The following is a 14,459-nucleotide window of genomic DNA, read 5'->3' as shown; positions in this document are numbered from 1 at the left end:
TTCTGCGAGGTCCCTCTCAAGTACTACGGGTCGCGGGGGTCAGTATCCGGAGGGGCGGACAAGGCCCGACTCGTAGGCGAACACGGCCGCCTGCGTGCGGTCGCGCAGGCCCAGTTTCACCAGGATGCGGCCCACGTGGGTCTTCACGGTCTGCTCGGCGACACACAGGTGCGCGGCGATCTCCGCGTTGGACAGGCCCTGCGCGATGAGGCTGAGGACCTCCGTCTCCCGTTCGGTGAGATCACCGACGCGCTCCTTCAGCGGGGTGCGGGGCGAGCCGTTCAGCCGGGAGAACTCGGCGATCAGCTTGCGGGTCACGCCGGGCGCAAGGAGCGCGTCACCGGCCGCGACGATCCGGACGGCCTCCGCGAGCTGCTCGGCGGAGGCGTCCTTGAGCATGAACCCGGACGCGCCGGCGCGCAGCGCGTCGTACACGTACTCGTCGAGATCGAAGGTGGTGAGCACCAGCACCTTGATCTCGGGGGTCTTGACGGTGATGCGCTCGGTGGCCTCGATGCCGTTGTGCTCCGGCATGCGGATGTCCATCAGCACGACGTCCGGGGCCAGTTCCGCGACCTTCTCGACGGCGTCCTTGCCGTCGACCGCCTGGCCGACCACCTCGATGCCGGGCTGCGCGTTGAGCAGCACGGTGAAGCCCTGCCGGACCATCTGCTGGTCGTCGGCGATCAGTACGCGGATGGTCCCGCTCGTCATGTGAGGTCGTCTCCTGTCGTGGTCGGCTGCCCGGACGCCGGTCTCGCCGGCGGCGCCGGGAACTCCGGCACCGCGCGGCGCGGTTCGGGGAAGATCAGTTCGAGGTCCGCGGACGGCTCCACGGCCTCGGCCGGCGGGGGCGCGGCGCCGTCCTTCGGGAGGAAGGCGGAGACCATGAACCCGCCGTGCAGCGTCGGGTGCGCGCTGACGTGCCCCCCGAGCATCGCGGCCCGCTCCCGCATCCCGAGCAGGCCGTGACCGGCGCCCGGGGACGGCCGGACCGACCCGTTCGGGCGGGAGTTGACGACCTCCAGGTGCAGACCGCGCGGCTCGTGCGTGATCCGTACGCACGCACTCGACCCGGGCGCGTGCCGCAGGACGTTGCTGAGCGCCTCCTGCACCATCCGGTACGCCGACAGTTGCACGCCCGGCGGGTACGGCGGCGTCTCACCCTCGATCTCCGCGACGACGTGCAGCCCGGCGGCCCGGGTGTTGTCCAGGAGCGCGTCGAGACGATCCAGCGTGGGCTGCGGGGTGGCCGGGGCGGAACCGGTGCCCGCCGCGCCGAGCCCGTAGGGGTCCTCGGGGTTCTCGGAGCGCAGCACGCCGAGGACGCGGCGCAGTTCGGCCAGCGCCTCCAGGGCGTTGTGGCGGATCCCGGCGAGGTTCTCCTTCAGTTCCTCGGACGGGTTCTCCACCAGGTGGGGGGCCACCTGCGCCTGGATGGAGATCACCGACATGTGGTGGGCGACCACGTCGTGCAGTTCACGGGCGATGCGGTTGCGCTCCTCCAGCAGTGTGCGGCGGCCGCGCTCCTCGGCGGTGATCGTCTCCTGCTCGACGAGCTGACTGCGGGCCTGGCCGAGTCCCCGGAAGGCGGTGCCGACGAGGACCGTCGCGATGAAGATCCCGAGGGCGGAGAGGCCCGTCGACGTGTAGGTCGCCCCGCCGATCAGGCCCTGGAGCACCCAAGTCGTCACAGCGGTGGCAAGCAGCATCGTGAAGGAGACGCGCCGGCGCACCTTCAGCGCGAGGAAAAGGAAGACGATGGTGTGGGCGAGGACTTCGGTGGGCGTCCAGGGCCACGGGGGCCCCGGGAGCGGATGACCCACGAGGACCGGGCGGGCGGCCACCGCGGCGACGACCGTGCCCGCCAGGGACAGCGCCCAGGCCGAGGCCGGCCGCCACAGGGCGGCGACGACCGCGGCCCCCTGCGCGAACGCGGTCACCACCGCGAGCTCCGTCTCCAGGTTGTACCGGCCGAGCTGTTCCAGGCCGATCAACGCGATGCCCAGAGCGGTGTAGCACACCACCGCATACCCAGGCACCCGCAGCCAGCGCGACGCGCGCCGTCGCGGCGAGCCCCCGGAGCCGATGGCGCCGGTCGCTGCGCGCAGGCGGCCGAGGAGGGACCGGCGTGGCGCCGCGGGAGCGGCGCGGTCGGCTGCGCTGCTGGTCTCCTGGCCGGTCATGAGCTCAACTCTAGGCATCGTGGACCGACTTGGCTCGCGTCGTCTCCGAGCGGTACCGGACGTGGACCACCCGGGACCGGCCGCCGCGGACCCGCCTCGATCGCTTCCCGGTTCGTCTCTCGAAGCCGTGGAACGCCGCGCAGCAGACGCCGAGGACGAGGGCGAAGACCGGCAGCCACAGGAAACGGACCGCTATCCAGTGCGGGTCGTCCGGGGAGGTGTGCAGGCCGGGCAGGGGACCTGCGAGGAGGGCGGTGGCGGTGGTCGCCATCAGGGCCGTCTGGTGCCAGAGGAACAGCGTCATCGTGGAGAGGTTCACCAGTGCCACGGCCGTCCAGGCCAGGGGCCTCTCCATCGCCCGGCGCAGAGGCTCGCGCAGCAGAAGGGCCAGACCGCACTGGGCGAGGCCGAAGGTGACGGCGGCCAGCGTGGGCGGGTTGAGGTTCGACACGGCCGCACCGGGGACGCCCACCATCGACGCCGGGTAGCCCGCCCAGCCGACGAGCACCGCGGTCGTCACCGCGCCGCCGACGAGCAAGGCCCAGCCGGCGCGCGGGCGTTCCAGCTCGCCGCGCGTCCAGGCCGCCCCCAGGGTGTACGGCACGAGCCAGCCGGCCGCCAGGTTCACCCAGCCGAGCCAGGCGGGGCCGCCGAGGCCGAAGCGCACAAGGTCCACATGGAGGACGACGGCCAACGGCCACAGGGGGTTCAGCCGGGACAGCAGCGGGGTCGCCGCGGTCAGCGCCGCGAACACCAGCAGGAACCACAGCGGGGACAGCGCCAGCTTCAGCACGGTGTGCACGGTGATGGGCGTCGCCCCGCCGAGGAGGAGGGAGACGGCGATCGCCGTCCACAGCGCCAGGAGGGCCGCGACCGGGGTGAACAGGCGGGCGAGCCGTTTGCGCAGCCAGCCGCCGTAGGTCTCGCCCCGCGCGCGTGACGAGATGCGGCTCCTCGTCGCCACATGGCCGCCGACCATGAAGAACAGGGCCAGGGTCTGGAACGTCCAGGAGACGGGGGCCAGCCAGGGCATGGACGCCAGTGGGCTCGCCGCGCGGAGGGCACCGCCGGGGGAGGCGACCAGGGCGGTCACCAGCCAGTGGCCCAGGATCACACCGAGAATCGCGACGGCCCGGAGGGCGTCCGTGGCTCGGTCCCTCGTGGGGGCTGGGGTGAGGCGGAGGAGTTCACGCATGGGTCACCTCCTCGGTCCGGCCCAGGACGATCCGGGTGATGTTGGTCAGGGATTCCGACCCCGGCCGGAAGTAGTCGCTGTGGCCTCCGGGGCCCGCGGTGAAGACGTCGGCGCCGAAGGAAAGGGACATGGGGTCGGTGCCGAAGCCGAGCTTCGTGCCGAACAGGTCGACCTCGGCATGCGGTACCTCCGCCACCCAGTCGTCCGCGCCCCGGGCCGCCCAGACCCGCGCGCGGGTGCCCAGCTCTCCGGCCGAGTCCGCGCCCGTCCCCGGGCTGCCCAGCAGGACCATGTCGTCCACGTCCAGGCCGTCGGCGGCGCGGCCGCACACGACCGAGCCGTACGAGTGGCACAGAAGACTGGTGTGGGCGGAGGGGCCGGTCACGGCTCGCAGGTCGTCGACGAACTCCCGCAGCACCGGGGCCGCTTCCTCGGCCCGGTCCGCGGTGGCCGCCGTGGTGCTGACCGTGCGGGGAGTGGTGTAGCCGAGCCAGGCGATCACCGCGGTGCGCCGGCCGGCGGCGGAATCCCGGGCAAGGCTTCGGTGCAAGGCCGCCGCCGCCCTGTGGAAGCGTTCGTAGGTGTCGAGCGAGGTGTCCGAGCCCGGTATCAGGATCGCCACGCGCTCGGCGCCCGCGAGGTCGCCGAGGACCTCGACCGCGCGGCCCGTGCCCCGGCCGTCGAAGGCGAGAAGATCTCGGGAAGCACCGGCCAGCGCGTGATCCGCCTCGGCGCGGTGACGGTCCCCGTGCTCCGCGGCCATCCGCGACGCCAGCTCGGCGTTGGCGCGGTTGGCGGCGTAGGTCTGTGTCAGGGTCTGCGCCGTCAGCGGAGCGAGGTCGGCGGGCGGCGGGGCGGGGACGCGGGGGCGGGCCGCGGCGGAAAGGGGGACCGCTATGGCGGCCGTGATCAGGACGGCGAGGAGGGCGCGCAGGCAGCGTCGGGGCAGCCTCGACCTGGGCCCCCTCGACCTGGGCCCCCTCGACCTGGGCTCCCGCGACCTCGGCTCCGCTTCCGGTGTCGCGTCGTTCCGGCTGCGCTCGCGCCTCGTGTCCGCCTGCATCGCCCCGCCCCTCCCGTCCCGGCCGCCCGGGCATCGGGCGTCACAGGATGGGAAGTTACGGATCAGCGGTCGTCGTCAGCGTCCCGCCGCAGGACTCTTCTTCGGCGTAGCTCTCAGGTACTACAGGTACTACGGGTGGGGTCGGGGGTACTACGGGTGGGGTCGGGGGCCGGGGCCCTGCTGGACGGGCGCGGCGCGTGACACCGTCCGGTCCCTCACCACGCCAGTTGTGCGATCTCCTCCGCCACCACCGCGCACGCGTCCGCCAGCGGGTCGATCAGCGGGAAGTGGCCGACGTCCCCCAGCAGCGTCAGGCCCACCATCTCGCCCGCCTTCGCCGCCGCGTCCGCGTACGACTCGGCGACCGCCTGCGGGACGACGAGGTCGGTGCGGCCCTGGACGAGGGTCGTCGCGATCCCGGTCGGGAGGAGCAGCGCGGGGTCGGCGTACGGCTGCCTCTCGGTGAAGTGCTCGTCGCCTCCGAGGAGTTGCCGGGCCGCGTTCCCGCAGACGTCCAGTTTCCCGGCGACCTCGAAGTCCGCGATGGGGGCGAGTGCGACGACGCCCCGGAGCGGGGCCGGGCCGCCGGTGCGCCAAGGGGCGTCGGCGGGCAGGACATGCCGGGCCGCCGCCCACAGAGCGAGGTGACCGCCTGCCGAATGTCCCGTGAGCACCGTGCGGCGGGGGTCCGCCTGCGGGATGGCCTCGCGGGCCAGGGCGGGGAGGGCGTCGAGGGCGGCGGCCACGTCGTCGAAGGTGTGGGGCCAGCGGCCGGCGATCGGGGCGGGGGTCGGTTCCTGTGCCGGTCCCTGTTCCTGGCCTCGGCGGTACTCCACGTTCGCCACGGCGAAGCCTCGTTCGGCGAGGTAGGCCGCGAACGGGGTGATGTGCCGTCGGTCGTACGGTGCGCGCCAGGCGCCGCCGTGCAGGACGACGATCAGGGGGACGGTGTCGGTCGGGGCGCTGCCCTCGCGCGGGGCGTAGAAGTCGATCACCTGGTCGGGGTGGTCGCCGTAGGAGGCGGTGGCGTCGGGGGCGACCGCCGGGTGCGAGAAGGCCGACTCCTCCTCGGCGGCGGCCCGGGCTGCGACGGCGTCGTCCGGCATGCTCCAACCTCTCAGCGGCGAAACGGGGTTCTACGAGTGGGGTGGCGGACCAGGTTTGGGATCGGCCGTTGGCGGGGACGGTATCAGGCCCGTGACGTGGGGGGACACGGGGATATGACGCCGGATCAGGGGTTTGATGGTTCTGCCGGCCGGGGCTCGGGGTGGGGCCTGGTTTTGGGGTGGCCCACCCTCCCCCATCGCCCCAGCAGCACGACTGCCCGCAGCTGAGCAGCTGGGGCGGGAGGCGGACAGCTCGGGGCGTGGCCGGCCGCAGCTGAGGGCGGGCGGCCGCACCTCGGGGTGCGGCCGCCTGTGGGTCAGGCGGTCAGGGTTTCCGCGAGTGTGCGGGCCGCCTTCTCCGTGTCCGCGTAGGTGACGTACAGCGGGGTGAAGCCGAAGCGGAGGATGTCGGGGGCGCGGAAGTCGCCCACCACGCCTCGGGCGATGAGGTGTTTCATGACGGTCGCGGCGTCCTCGCAGCGCAGGGCCACCTGGCTGCCGCGTTCCTCGTGACGCACCGGGGTCAGTGACTCCACGCGGCCCTCGGGGACGTACTCCGTCACGCACTCCAGGAAGAAGTCCGTCAGTGCAAGGGACTTGCTCCTGACCGTGTCGATCGAGACGCCCTCCCACACCTCCAGGGCCGCTTCGAGGGCCAGCATGGACAGGATGTCGGGGGTTCCGACCCGCCCGCGCGGTGCCCCCGCGGCCGGCTCGTAGGCGGGGCGCATGCCGAAGGGCTCGGCGTGCGAGTTCCAGCCGGGGAGCGGGGAGTCGAAGCGGCCCTGGAGATCCCGCCGGACGTACAGGTACGCCGGTGAACCCGGGCCGCCGTTCAGGTACTTGTAGGTGCAGCCGACCGCGAGGTCCACGCCGTGCTCGTCGAGGCCCACCGGCAGGGCGCCCGCGCTGTGACACAGGTCCCAGACGGCGATCGCGCCCACCGCGTGCACGGCGGCGGTGAGCGACGGCAGGTCGTGCAGCCGTCCCGTGCGGTAGTCGACGTGGTTCAGCAGCACCGCCGCCGTGCGGTCCGACAGGGCCGCAGGGACGTCGGCCGGGGCGACGGGCCGCAGCTTGCAGCCGGTCATCCGGGCCGCCGACTCGGCTATGTAGCCGTCCGTGGGGAACGTGGTCGCGTCGACGAGGATCTCGTCCCGCCCCGCTCCCCCCTCCGTCGTCGCCATACGCACCGCCGCCACAAGTGCCTTGAACACGTTGACACTTGTCGAGTCGCCCACGACGATCTGGCCGGCCGCCGCGCCCACCAGCGGGGCGATGCGGTCACCGATCCGCTCGGGCGCCGTCCACCAGCCGCTCTCCTCCCAGGAGCGGATGCGCAGTTCGCCCCACTCCCGGCGGACGACGTCCTCCAGCCGGCCGGGGACGGACGCGGGCAGCGCGCCGAGCGAGTTGCCGTCCAGGTAGACGTCCCCGTCGAGCAGGAACTCCGAACGCTTGAAGGCAAGTAGGTCGTCGGCGTCCAGCTTTGTTGCCTTGGAGGCGAGCTCAGACATAGGACCTCGCCGTCCACAGCTCCGGGAAGACGTTCTTGCGGGCGCGCTTCTCCAGCCACGCCACACCGGCCGAGCCGCCCGTGCCGGTCTTCGCGCCCATCGCGCGCCGGGTGGCGACGAGGTGGTCGTTGCGCCAGCGCCACACCAGTTCGGCGACATCGGTCAACGCCTCGCCCAGCCGGGCCAGTTCGTCGCTCTCGTCGCCCGAGTACAGGGCGGTCCAGGCCGCCTCGACCTCCGGCGACGGCTCGTACCGCAGCGACACGTCACGCGTGAGCACGGCGTCGGGGATCGCGTGCCCGCGCCGCGCGAGCAGCCGCAGCACCTCGTCGTAGAGGCTCGGCTCGTGCAGCGCCTTCTCCAGCTCGTCGTGGACGCGGGGCGCGCCGCGGTGCGGGACCAGCATGGACGCGGACTTGTCGCCGAGCAGGAACTCCATCCGCCGGTACATCGCCGACTGGAAGCCGGAGCCCTCGCCGAGGGCGGAGCGGTACGCGTTGAACTGGGCCGGGGTGAGCTGCCCGAGCGGCTTCCAGGACGCGTTCAGCGCCTCCAGTTCCCGTACGGAACGCTTCAGGGCGGCGATCGCGGTTGGCACGTCGTCGGAGCGCAGGGCGTTCGACGCCGTCTCCCACTCGTGGACGATCACCGTGAACCACAGCTCCATCACCTGGGTGGTGACCAGGAAGACCATCTCTCCGGGATCGTCGGAGAGGGTGTGCTGGAGGTGGGTGAGCACGTCCGCCTTGACGTAGTCCTCGTACGGCGTCGTGCCTGCGAAGTCGAGGTTCGGGGTCTCGGGCTCGAGAGCCTCGTGAGCCTCCTGGGACATCGCTGTCTCCTGTTGTGTACTCCGGGTAGCGGTCCGCCCCTGCCGTTTTCGACAGGGGGCCCCGGTCCCCACGGGCATCCTCCGCAATCGTCACCCGAAAGTGCAAGGTCCGCCCGGTCACACCCGAGAACGCGAGGCCCGCCCGGTCACACCCGAGAGCGGGAGGCCCGCCCGGTCACACCGGTCGGGCCCGCTGCCGTACGGCGCCCGCTAGCCCAGCGTCTGGGCCGCCGTGGCCGAGGAGTCCTTCAGGAACTGCGAGCAGCGCTCGTACTCCTCCTGCTCCCCGATCGCTCCCGCGGCACGGGCGAGGGCGTGCAGGGCGCGCAGGAAGCCGCGGTTCGGCTCGTGCTCCCAGGGCACCGGACCGTGCCCCTTCCAGCCGTTGCGGCGCAGGCTGTCCAGGCCGCGGTGGTACCCCGTACGGGCGTACGCGTACGACTCGACGACGCTGCCCCGCTCGAAGGCGTCGTCCGCGAGCTGCGCCCAGGCCAGGGAGGACGTGGGGTACCGGGCGGCGACGTCGGCGGGGGGCGTGCCCTCGGCGAGGAGCTCGCGGGGCTCGGGGTCGTCGGGGAGGTGGGTCGGGGGCGGGCCCCCGAGGAGGTTCTCGTGAATGGACATGGCCTCCAGTCTGTCACCGACGCGGCGGCCCGCCGGAAACCGGTCGAGCCCGGCGCCCCTCAGGGGGACACCGGGCTCGACCAGGATGCGCGGACCATCGGCCCGCGCACCGCTCTCACGTCACGCGCCGACGGTTCAGCGAGTGAAGTTGAAGTACTTCCACGGCCCGTACACCGTGGAGTTCACGTTGTCGCCGTTGTAGCCGTCGATGTACGCGGAGCGGACACGGAAGCGGTAGCCGGCCGCGCCGTCGCCGTCGAGGGTGACGAGCGACTTGCCGTCCCTGCCCAGCGGGAAGTACTCGGGGTCGCCGCCCGAGTACCAGGCGCCCTGGACGTAGACCTGGAAGTCGAGACGGGTGTACCGGCCCGGGTAGGCGTTGTGCCAGGTGGTGATGAGCGGGTCGGTCGTCTGGTGGTAGGTCTGGTACCAGGTGTTGCCGAACTTCGTCCACTTGTAGTGGCGCGAGAGGGTCGTCGACACGCCGGCGCGGGTGCGCACGCCGGACACGGCCTGGGCCCAGCCGTAGCGGGCGTCGCCGGCGAAGACCGCGGTGACCGTGGTGTCACGGCTCATCCACATCGACGCCGACAGCTTGCCCTTGGCGTTGACGGTGCCGCGCTTGAGCAGCCGCTTGGGCTCCGGGCCCCACGGGTCGGCCCAGATCTCCACGACACGGTTCTTGTAGGTCGGGCCGAGCGTGGCCGTGTACGTCACCGTGGTGGCGTAGTTGACCGTGAGGCCGTTGCGGTCCAGGGTCAGCGCGGTCTTGGCGTGGGCGACCTTGACCAGCGCGGTCCCGGAAGCTGCCGAGTGCTGGGCGTCCCCGGCGTAGGCGACCTTGTAGGTGACGTTCCCGGAGGCCGTCGGGGTGTCCGTGAACGAGAACGCCCCGCCCGCGCCGAGCTTCTTCGTGCCGAGCGCCTTGCCCTGCGGGGCCTCGACGTCGAACCGGGTCACGGTGAGCGGGGTCCCGGCGGGCAGCGGCAGCGTCGCGGCGACCTTGCCGGAGACGGTGAGCGGCTTGGCGCGCTGGGCCGTCGCCGGCGCCTTGACAGTGACCGTCGGCGCGGACTTGGTCGGCTCGTCCAGGACGTACAGACGCGGGTTGGTGTCGTAGTTGTTCGTCACCGCGAAGAGCCGGCCGCCGCCGGGCTCCCAGGCCAGACCGCCGTCGACGAGCGCGTCCCCGCCGCTGCTGCTGCTGGTGTTCGGGAAGTCGTACGTGCGCACGGACTTCGTCTCACCGGGCCGGTAGACGAAGACGTCGTCCCGGTACACCGAGCCGGAGCCCACCGCGACGGTGCCGTCGGCGGCGACGGCCACGGCCGCGCCGCTGTAGTCGCTCGGGTAGGTGCCCACCTCGGCGAGGTCCGAGGTCTGGAAGACGTGGTGCACGTTGCCGGCGTTCGCCGTGATGAGGCGGTTGCCGTCCGGCGTGTAGGCGAGATCGTTGGTGATGCCGGACCACGCGGTGGTGTTGAGCGCGGTGCGGGCCGCGGCGCCCGTCGTCACGTCGTACGTCGCGACGGCGAACCGGTGGTAGGAGGAGCTGGCGGCCGCGATGACGTTCGGGTTCGCGGGCGAGGAGACCAGGCGCGGGGCGCCCGAGTAGTCGGTGTCGGCGTCCTGGTCCAGGGCGACCACCGGCTCGGCGCCGGTCACGTCGACCGAGCCGATCGCTCCGTCGTGGTCGCCGCCGTAGCCGAACCAGACCTTGCCGCCGGCGAGGGCGACGTAGCGCGGGTCGGTGCCCTCGCCGGTCGCGTACCGGGCCTGCTCGGTGACCGCCACGGTGTCCAGGGCCACGACCGCGTCGGCGCCCGGGACGGCGGCGTACAGGCGGCCCGAGTCGGCGGAGAGCGCGAGACCGGTGACACCGGGCAGGCCGGTGACGGAGCCCAGCACCCTGCCCTCGTAGTCGGTGGCGACGACCTTGCCGATGTACGGGTCGCTGATGAAGACCTGCTTGTGGACGCCGTCGACGACGACGTCACCCGTGGACCTCAGCGGCAGGACCTTGCTGCTGTCCGCCGCCGCCGAGCCCGCGCCGCCCACGATCAGTGCGGCGGAGCTGAAGAGGACCGCGAGCGCCGTCGCGGCCGAGAGAGTGCGCTTACGCACGATGAAGAGACCCCCCATTGGTCCTTCGCGCTCCCGACGGGAACGCGGAAACCGCCGCCCCGGACCGGGGCGCGGTGATCCGCAGCGTAGAGCATGCCCCTGACATCCCGCTCCCCGGATTACCGAGGGGAGCGGCTTTCCGGACACACGAGGGCCCGGCGCCGTGCGGGAACACGGGCGCCGGGCCCTCGACATGCCGGAAACCGCTTGCCGATCCGCTTCCCCGGGGAGGGGTTCGGGCCGGTCCGGTCAGGAACTACTTGATCTTCGTGCCCGCCGAGCGCAGGTGCTGCGTCGCCTCGACGACACGCGCCGCCATGCCGGCCTCGGCCAGCTTGCCCCAGGTGCGCGGGTCGTAGGTCTTCTTCGAGCCCACCTCGCCGTCGACCTTCAGCACGCCGTCGTAGTTGCGGAACATGTGGTCGGCGACGGGACGCGTGAAGGCGTACTGCGTGTCCGTGTCGATGTTCATCTTGACCACGCCGTTCTCCAGCGCGGTCGCGATCTCCTCCGCAGAGGAGCCGGAGCCGCCGTGGAAGACGAAGTCGAACGGCTTCGAGCCGGCCGGCTGGCCGAACTTGGCGGCGACGCCCTCGTTCAGCTCCTTCAGCAGATCCGGGCGGAGCACGACGTTGCCCGGCTTGTACACGCCGTGGACGTTGCCGAAGGACGCGGCCAGCAGGTAGCGGCCCTTCTCACCGAGGCCGAGCGCCTCGGCCGTACGGATCGCGTCGTCGACCGTGGTGTAGAGGGAGTCGTTGATCTCGTGGGAGACGCCGTCCTCCTCGCCACCGGTCGGCGTGATCTCCACCTCGAGGATGATCTTCGCGGCGCGGGCCTGCTCCAGCAGCTCCTGGGCGATGGAGAGGTTGTCGGCCAGGGTCTCGGCGGAGCCGTCCCACATGTGCGACTGGAACAGCGGGCCGAGACCCGCCTCGACGCGCTTCTTGGAGATGGCGAGCAGCGGACGTACGTACCCGTCGAGCTTGTCCTTCGGGCAGTGGTCGGTGTGCAGGGCCACCGTCACCGGGTACTTCTCGGCGACGATGTGCGCGAACTCCGCGAGCGCGACGGCGCCCGTCACCATGTCCTTGTTGTACTGGCCGCCCAGGAACTCGGCGCCGCCGGTCGAGATCTGGATGATGCCGTCGCTCTCCGCCTCCGCGAAGCCGCGCAGAGCCGCGTGCAGGGTCTGGGTCGAGGTGACGTTGATGGCCGGGTAGGCGAACTTGCCTGCCTTCGCCCGGTCGAGCATCTCGTTGTAGACCTCGGGGGTTGCGATGGGCATTCGTCCGCTCCTTGGGTGTGCGGGTTGGCGATCTGCGTTGTTACGGCCCTGACCTAGACCTGGGGTGCGACGTCATCGTCGTCCCCATCTTTCCAGACATGGCCCGATGATCCAGCGGGTGTCCACCCGCCGGTCAGTCCAGGCCCAGCTCGTCCTTGGCGTAGGCGTACAGGTACGGCACGCCCGCGCCCTCCTGGATCTTCTCGGCGGCGCCGGTCGCCCGGTCCACGATGGTCGCCACGGCCACGACCTCGGCGCCCGCCTCGCGCACGGCCTCGACGGCGGTGAGCGGCGAGCCGCCGGTGGTGGAGGTGTCCTCGACGACCAGCACCCGGCGGCCCCGGATCTCCGGGCCCTCGACGCGCCGCTGCAGGCCGTGCGCCTTGGCCGCCTTGCGCACGACGAAGGCGTCCAGCGAGCGGCCGCGCGCGGCGGCGGCGTGCAGCATCGCGGCGGCGACCGGGTCCGCGCCCATGGTCAGACCGCCGACGGCGTCGAACTCCAGGTCGGCGGTCAGGTCGAGCAGCACCTGCCCGACCAGCGGGGCGGCCTGCCCGTCGAGGGTGATGCGGCGCAGGTCGATGTAGTAATCGGCCTCGAGACCCGACGACAGGGTCACCTTGCCGTGCACCACGGCCTTGTCCTTGATCTGCTGCAGCAGCGCGCCGCGTGTGTCCGTCATGCCGAACAGCTTAGAGGCGACCCCGTAGGGGGAGCCCAGGGCCCGGGCTCGGGGTCCGGGACTCAGGCCCCGGGGCTCGGGGCCCGGCATCGGACGTGGGGCTCAGAGTCGGGTCCAGCGCCAGGTCGTCGTGGTCTCCAGCGGCTCCAGGGGGGTGACCAGGCGCGGGTGGGAGTTCAGGCCGTCGGGCGGGCCGGTCTGCGGTTCCACGCACACGGCCGCCTCCTGCTCGTCGTAGACGACGACCCACTGCTCGGGGCTGGTCACCTTCAGCTCCAGCCGCCCCGGCCAGGTGAGGGTCACGTCCACGCCGTCGGGCATGCCGAAGCAGTCGTCCCAGGGGCCGGGCTTCGGCTCGACTCGCTCGCCGGTGGGCAGGTGGTCGTCGCCGCGCTCCTCCTGCCAGGCGGGGTCGAAGGCGATGCGCACGCTCTCGCCGCCGAGGTCGCGGTTGAACCAGGGGTGCCAGCCGATCTGCGCCGGGAAGGACGAGCCGTACGTCTCCACCGCCATGGACAGCGTCAGCGCGTCCTCGGTCAGCGCCACGATCTGGGTGACCCGGCCGGGGTAGGGCCAGGGCTCCACCAGGTCGTACGTCAGGACCGCCTCGTCGGCGGAACGGCGGGCCACCCGCCACGCGCCGTCCCGGACGGTGCCGTGGATGGCGTGCGGCGGGGAGTTCAGCGGCATCTGGTGGACGGCCCCGCCGTCGCGGAAGCGGCCGTCCCTGATGCGCCCGCACCACGGGACCATCGGGAAGCAGCCGAACCGCTCCCCCTGGCGCAGCAGCTCCACACCGCCGACGCGCAGCCCCGTGACCCGTCCGCCGTTGCCGGGCCGCACGGTCGCCTCCGCGTCGCCCGCGGTCAGCGTGATGTCTTCGTCGCTCACGGGACGACCCTACCGAGGCGATCAAGAGCGCGCGGGCTCAACGACGGCGGCGCAACGCCCTGCCGACGACGATCGCCGACGCCACGGCGAACGCGGCGGCGGGGGCGGCCCAGCGCAGGATGTCGTTGCGTGCGACTGTCTCCGGGGCGGGGACGGGGGCGTAGCGGCCGCGCGGCGGGGCGTGGTCGACCTCCTCGGCGCTGCGCCCGATCATCGTCCGGCGGGCGTGCGCGGCTTCGGCAGGGGGGCCGTCCGGATCTTCGTCGGGTTCGATGCCGGCGGTTGCGTCGGTTCCGGCGGTGGCTTCCGGTTCGGCGGTTGCATCCCTTCCGGCGGTGGCTTCCGGTTCGGCGGTGGCCTCGGGTCCGGCGCCGGCGGGGAGGCCCGAGGGGGCTTCTTCGGCGGGCGTTTCCGGGGCGGGGGCCGCGTCGGCGGGGGCCGCGTCGGCGGGGGCCGCTTCCGAGGGCTCCGGCGCGTCGGAAGCCGGGCTTCCGCCGGAGGCCTCCGCCGGGGTCTGCTCCGCCCCCTCCCCCAGGTTCTCCGCGAACCGGTTCAGCAGCCGTGCGACCGCTGAGTCGACCGCGTCCGAGGGGAGTTCGGCGATCCGGCCCGCCGCGGACGCCGTGCCCTCGAAGACGACGGCGGTCCCGCCCTCCGACTCCCGCAGTCGCACGGTGAGCGCGAGCTTGACCGTGCCCGTGCCGCGGGCCTCGGTCGCGTCGCCCTCCACGACGTAGCCGCCGTCGCCCTGAACGGTGACACGCAGGGCGCCCCGGTAGGTGATGGTGTGGCCGGCGACGCGCAGCTTCAGCCGGCCCGCGACGGGCTCGGTGCCGGCGTCCTGCTGGAGCCCGGGAACGGCCCGGGCCACCTGCTCGGGGTCGGCGAGGGCCGCCCTCAGCCGCTCGGCCGGAACCGGAACGAACACCTCTTGCTCCATAGATGCGGAGC

Annotated in this window: 13 protein-coding genes; all 13 read right to left on the bottom strand. The window is 72.6% G+C overall.

Annotated features, from left to right (window positions below; genetic code table 11):
* Window positions 1-39: 39 nt before the first annotated feature.
* The 13 genes from ACFYXA_RS26430 to ACFYXA_RS26370 all read right to left on the bottom strand — a co-directional run bounded on the left by ACFYXA_RS26430 (window position 40) and on the right by ACFYXA_RS26370 (window position 14,448).
* The gene (locus ACFYXA_RS26430; RefSeq protein ID WP_130438619.1) at window positions 40-714 is read right to left on the bottom strand and encodes a response regulator transcription factor; all 675 of its coding nucleotides are present in this window, start codon (window positions 712-714) and stop codon (window positions 40-42) included.
* Window positions 711-2,186, bottom strand: coding sequence for a sensor histidine kinase (locus ACFYXA_RS26425; protein WP_389037058.1), 1,476 nt, complete (start codon window positions 2,184-2,186; stop codon window positions 711-713). Before ACFYXA_RS26425 ends, ACFYXA_RS26430 begins: the two co-directional genes overlap by 4 nt.
* 10 nt (window positions 2,187-2,196) lie before the next feature.
* On the bottom strand, window positions 2,197-3,381 hold the full coding sequence (locus tag ACFYXA_RS26420) for an acyltransferase (RefSeq protein ID WP_389037055.1): 1,185 nt from the start codon (window positions 3,379-3,381) through the stop codon (window positions 2,197-2,199).
* Window positions 3,374-4,444, bottom strand: a complete 1,071-nt coding sequence (locus ACFYXA_RS26415) for an alpha/beta hydrolase (protein WP_389037052.1) — start codon at window positions 4,442-4,444, stop codon at window positions 3,374-3,376. The genes ACFYXA_RS26420 and ACFYXA_RS26415 overlap by 8 nt, the downstream gene beginning before the upstream one ends.
* 215 nt (window positions 4,445-4,659) lie before the next feature.
* A complete protein-coding gene (locus ACFYXA_RS26410; protein WP_389037049.1) occupies window positions 4,660-5,550 on the bottom strand; it encodes an alpha/beta hydrolase in 891 nt (296 codons plus the stop codon).
* Window positions 5,551-5,867: 317 nt separating this feature from the next.
* Entirely contained in the window at window positions 5,868-7,067 is a 1,200-nt protein-coding gene (gene kynU / locus ACFYXA_RS26405) for a kynureninase (RefSeq protein WP_389037046.1), read from the bottom strand.
* Window positions 7,060-7,899, bottom strand: a complete 840-nt coding sequence (locus ACFYXA_RS26400; protein ID WP_130438631.1) for a tryptophan 2,3-dioxygenase family protein — start codon at window positions 7,897-7,899, stop codon at window positions 7,060-7,062. Before ACFYXA_RS26400 ends, kynU begins: the two co-directional genes overlap by 8 nt.
* A 210-nt stretch (window positions 7,900-8,109) precedes the next feature.
* On the bottom strand, window positions 8,110-8,523 hold the full coding sequence (locus tag ACFYXA_RS26395) for a DUF3151 domain-containing protein (RefSeq protein ID WP_351090354.1): 414 nt from the start codon (window positions 8,521-8,523) through the stop codon (window positions 8,110-8,112).
* A 135-nt stretch (window positions 8,524-8,658) separates the two neighbouring features.
* Window positions 8,659-10,647, bottom strand: coding sequence for a YncE family protein (locus ACFYXA_RS26390; RefSeq protein WP_389037042.1), 1,989 nt, complete (start codon window positions 10,645-10,647; stop codon window positions 8,659-8,661).
* A 256-nt stretch (window positions 10,648-10,903) separates the two neighbouring features.
* Window positions 10,904-11,935: a class II fructose-bisphosphate aldolase gene (gene fbaA / locus ACFYXA_RS26385; RefSeq protein WP_352244753.1), complete on the bottom strand. Its 1,032-nt coding sequence runs from the start codon at window positions 11,933-11,935 to the stop codon at window positions 10,904-10,906.
* Window positions 11,936-12,068: 133 nt separating this feature from the next.
* Complete coding sequence (pyrE, locus tag ACFYXA_RS26380; protein ID WP_130438639.1) at window positions 12,069-12,617, bottom strand: orotate phosphoribosyltransferase; 549 nt, start codon at window positions 12,615-12,617, stop codon at window positions 12,069-12,071.
* 102 nt (window positions 12,618-12,719) lie between these two features.
* Entirely contained in the window at window positions 12,720-13,508 is a 789-nt protein-coding gene (locus ACFYXA_RS26375; protein WP_352244752.1) for an aldose 1-epimerase, read from the bottom strand.
* A gap of 37 nt (window positions 13,509-13,545) precedes the next feature.
* Window positions 13,546-14,448, bottom strand: a complete 903-nt coding sequence (locus tag ACFYXA_RS26370) for an SRPBCC domain-containing protein (RefSeq protein ID WP_389037037.1) — start codon at window positions 14,446-14,448, stop codon at window positions 13,546-13,548.
* Window positions 14,449-14,459 lie beyond the last annotated feature (11 nt).

The sequence above is a fragment of the Streptomyces sp. NPDC002566 genome, from assembly GCF_042889585.1.
Classification (GTDB): domain Bacteria; phylum Actinomycetota; class Actinomycetes; order Streptomycetales; family Streptomycetaceae; genus Streptomyces.
This window is presented reverse-complemented; position numbering and strand designations above follow the sequence as displayed.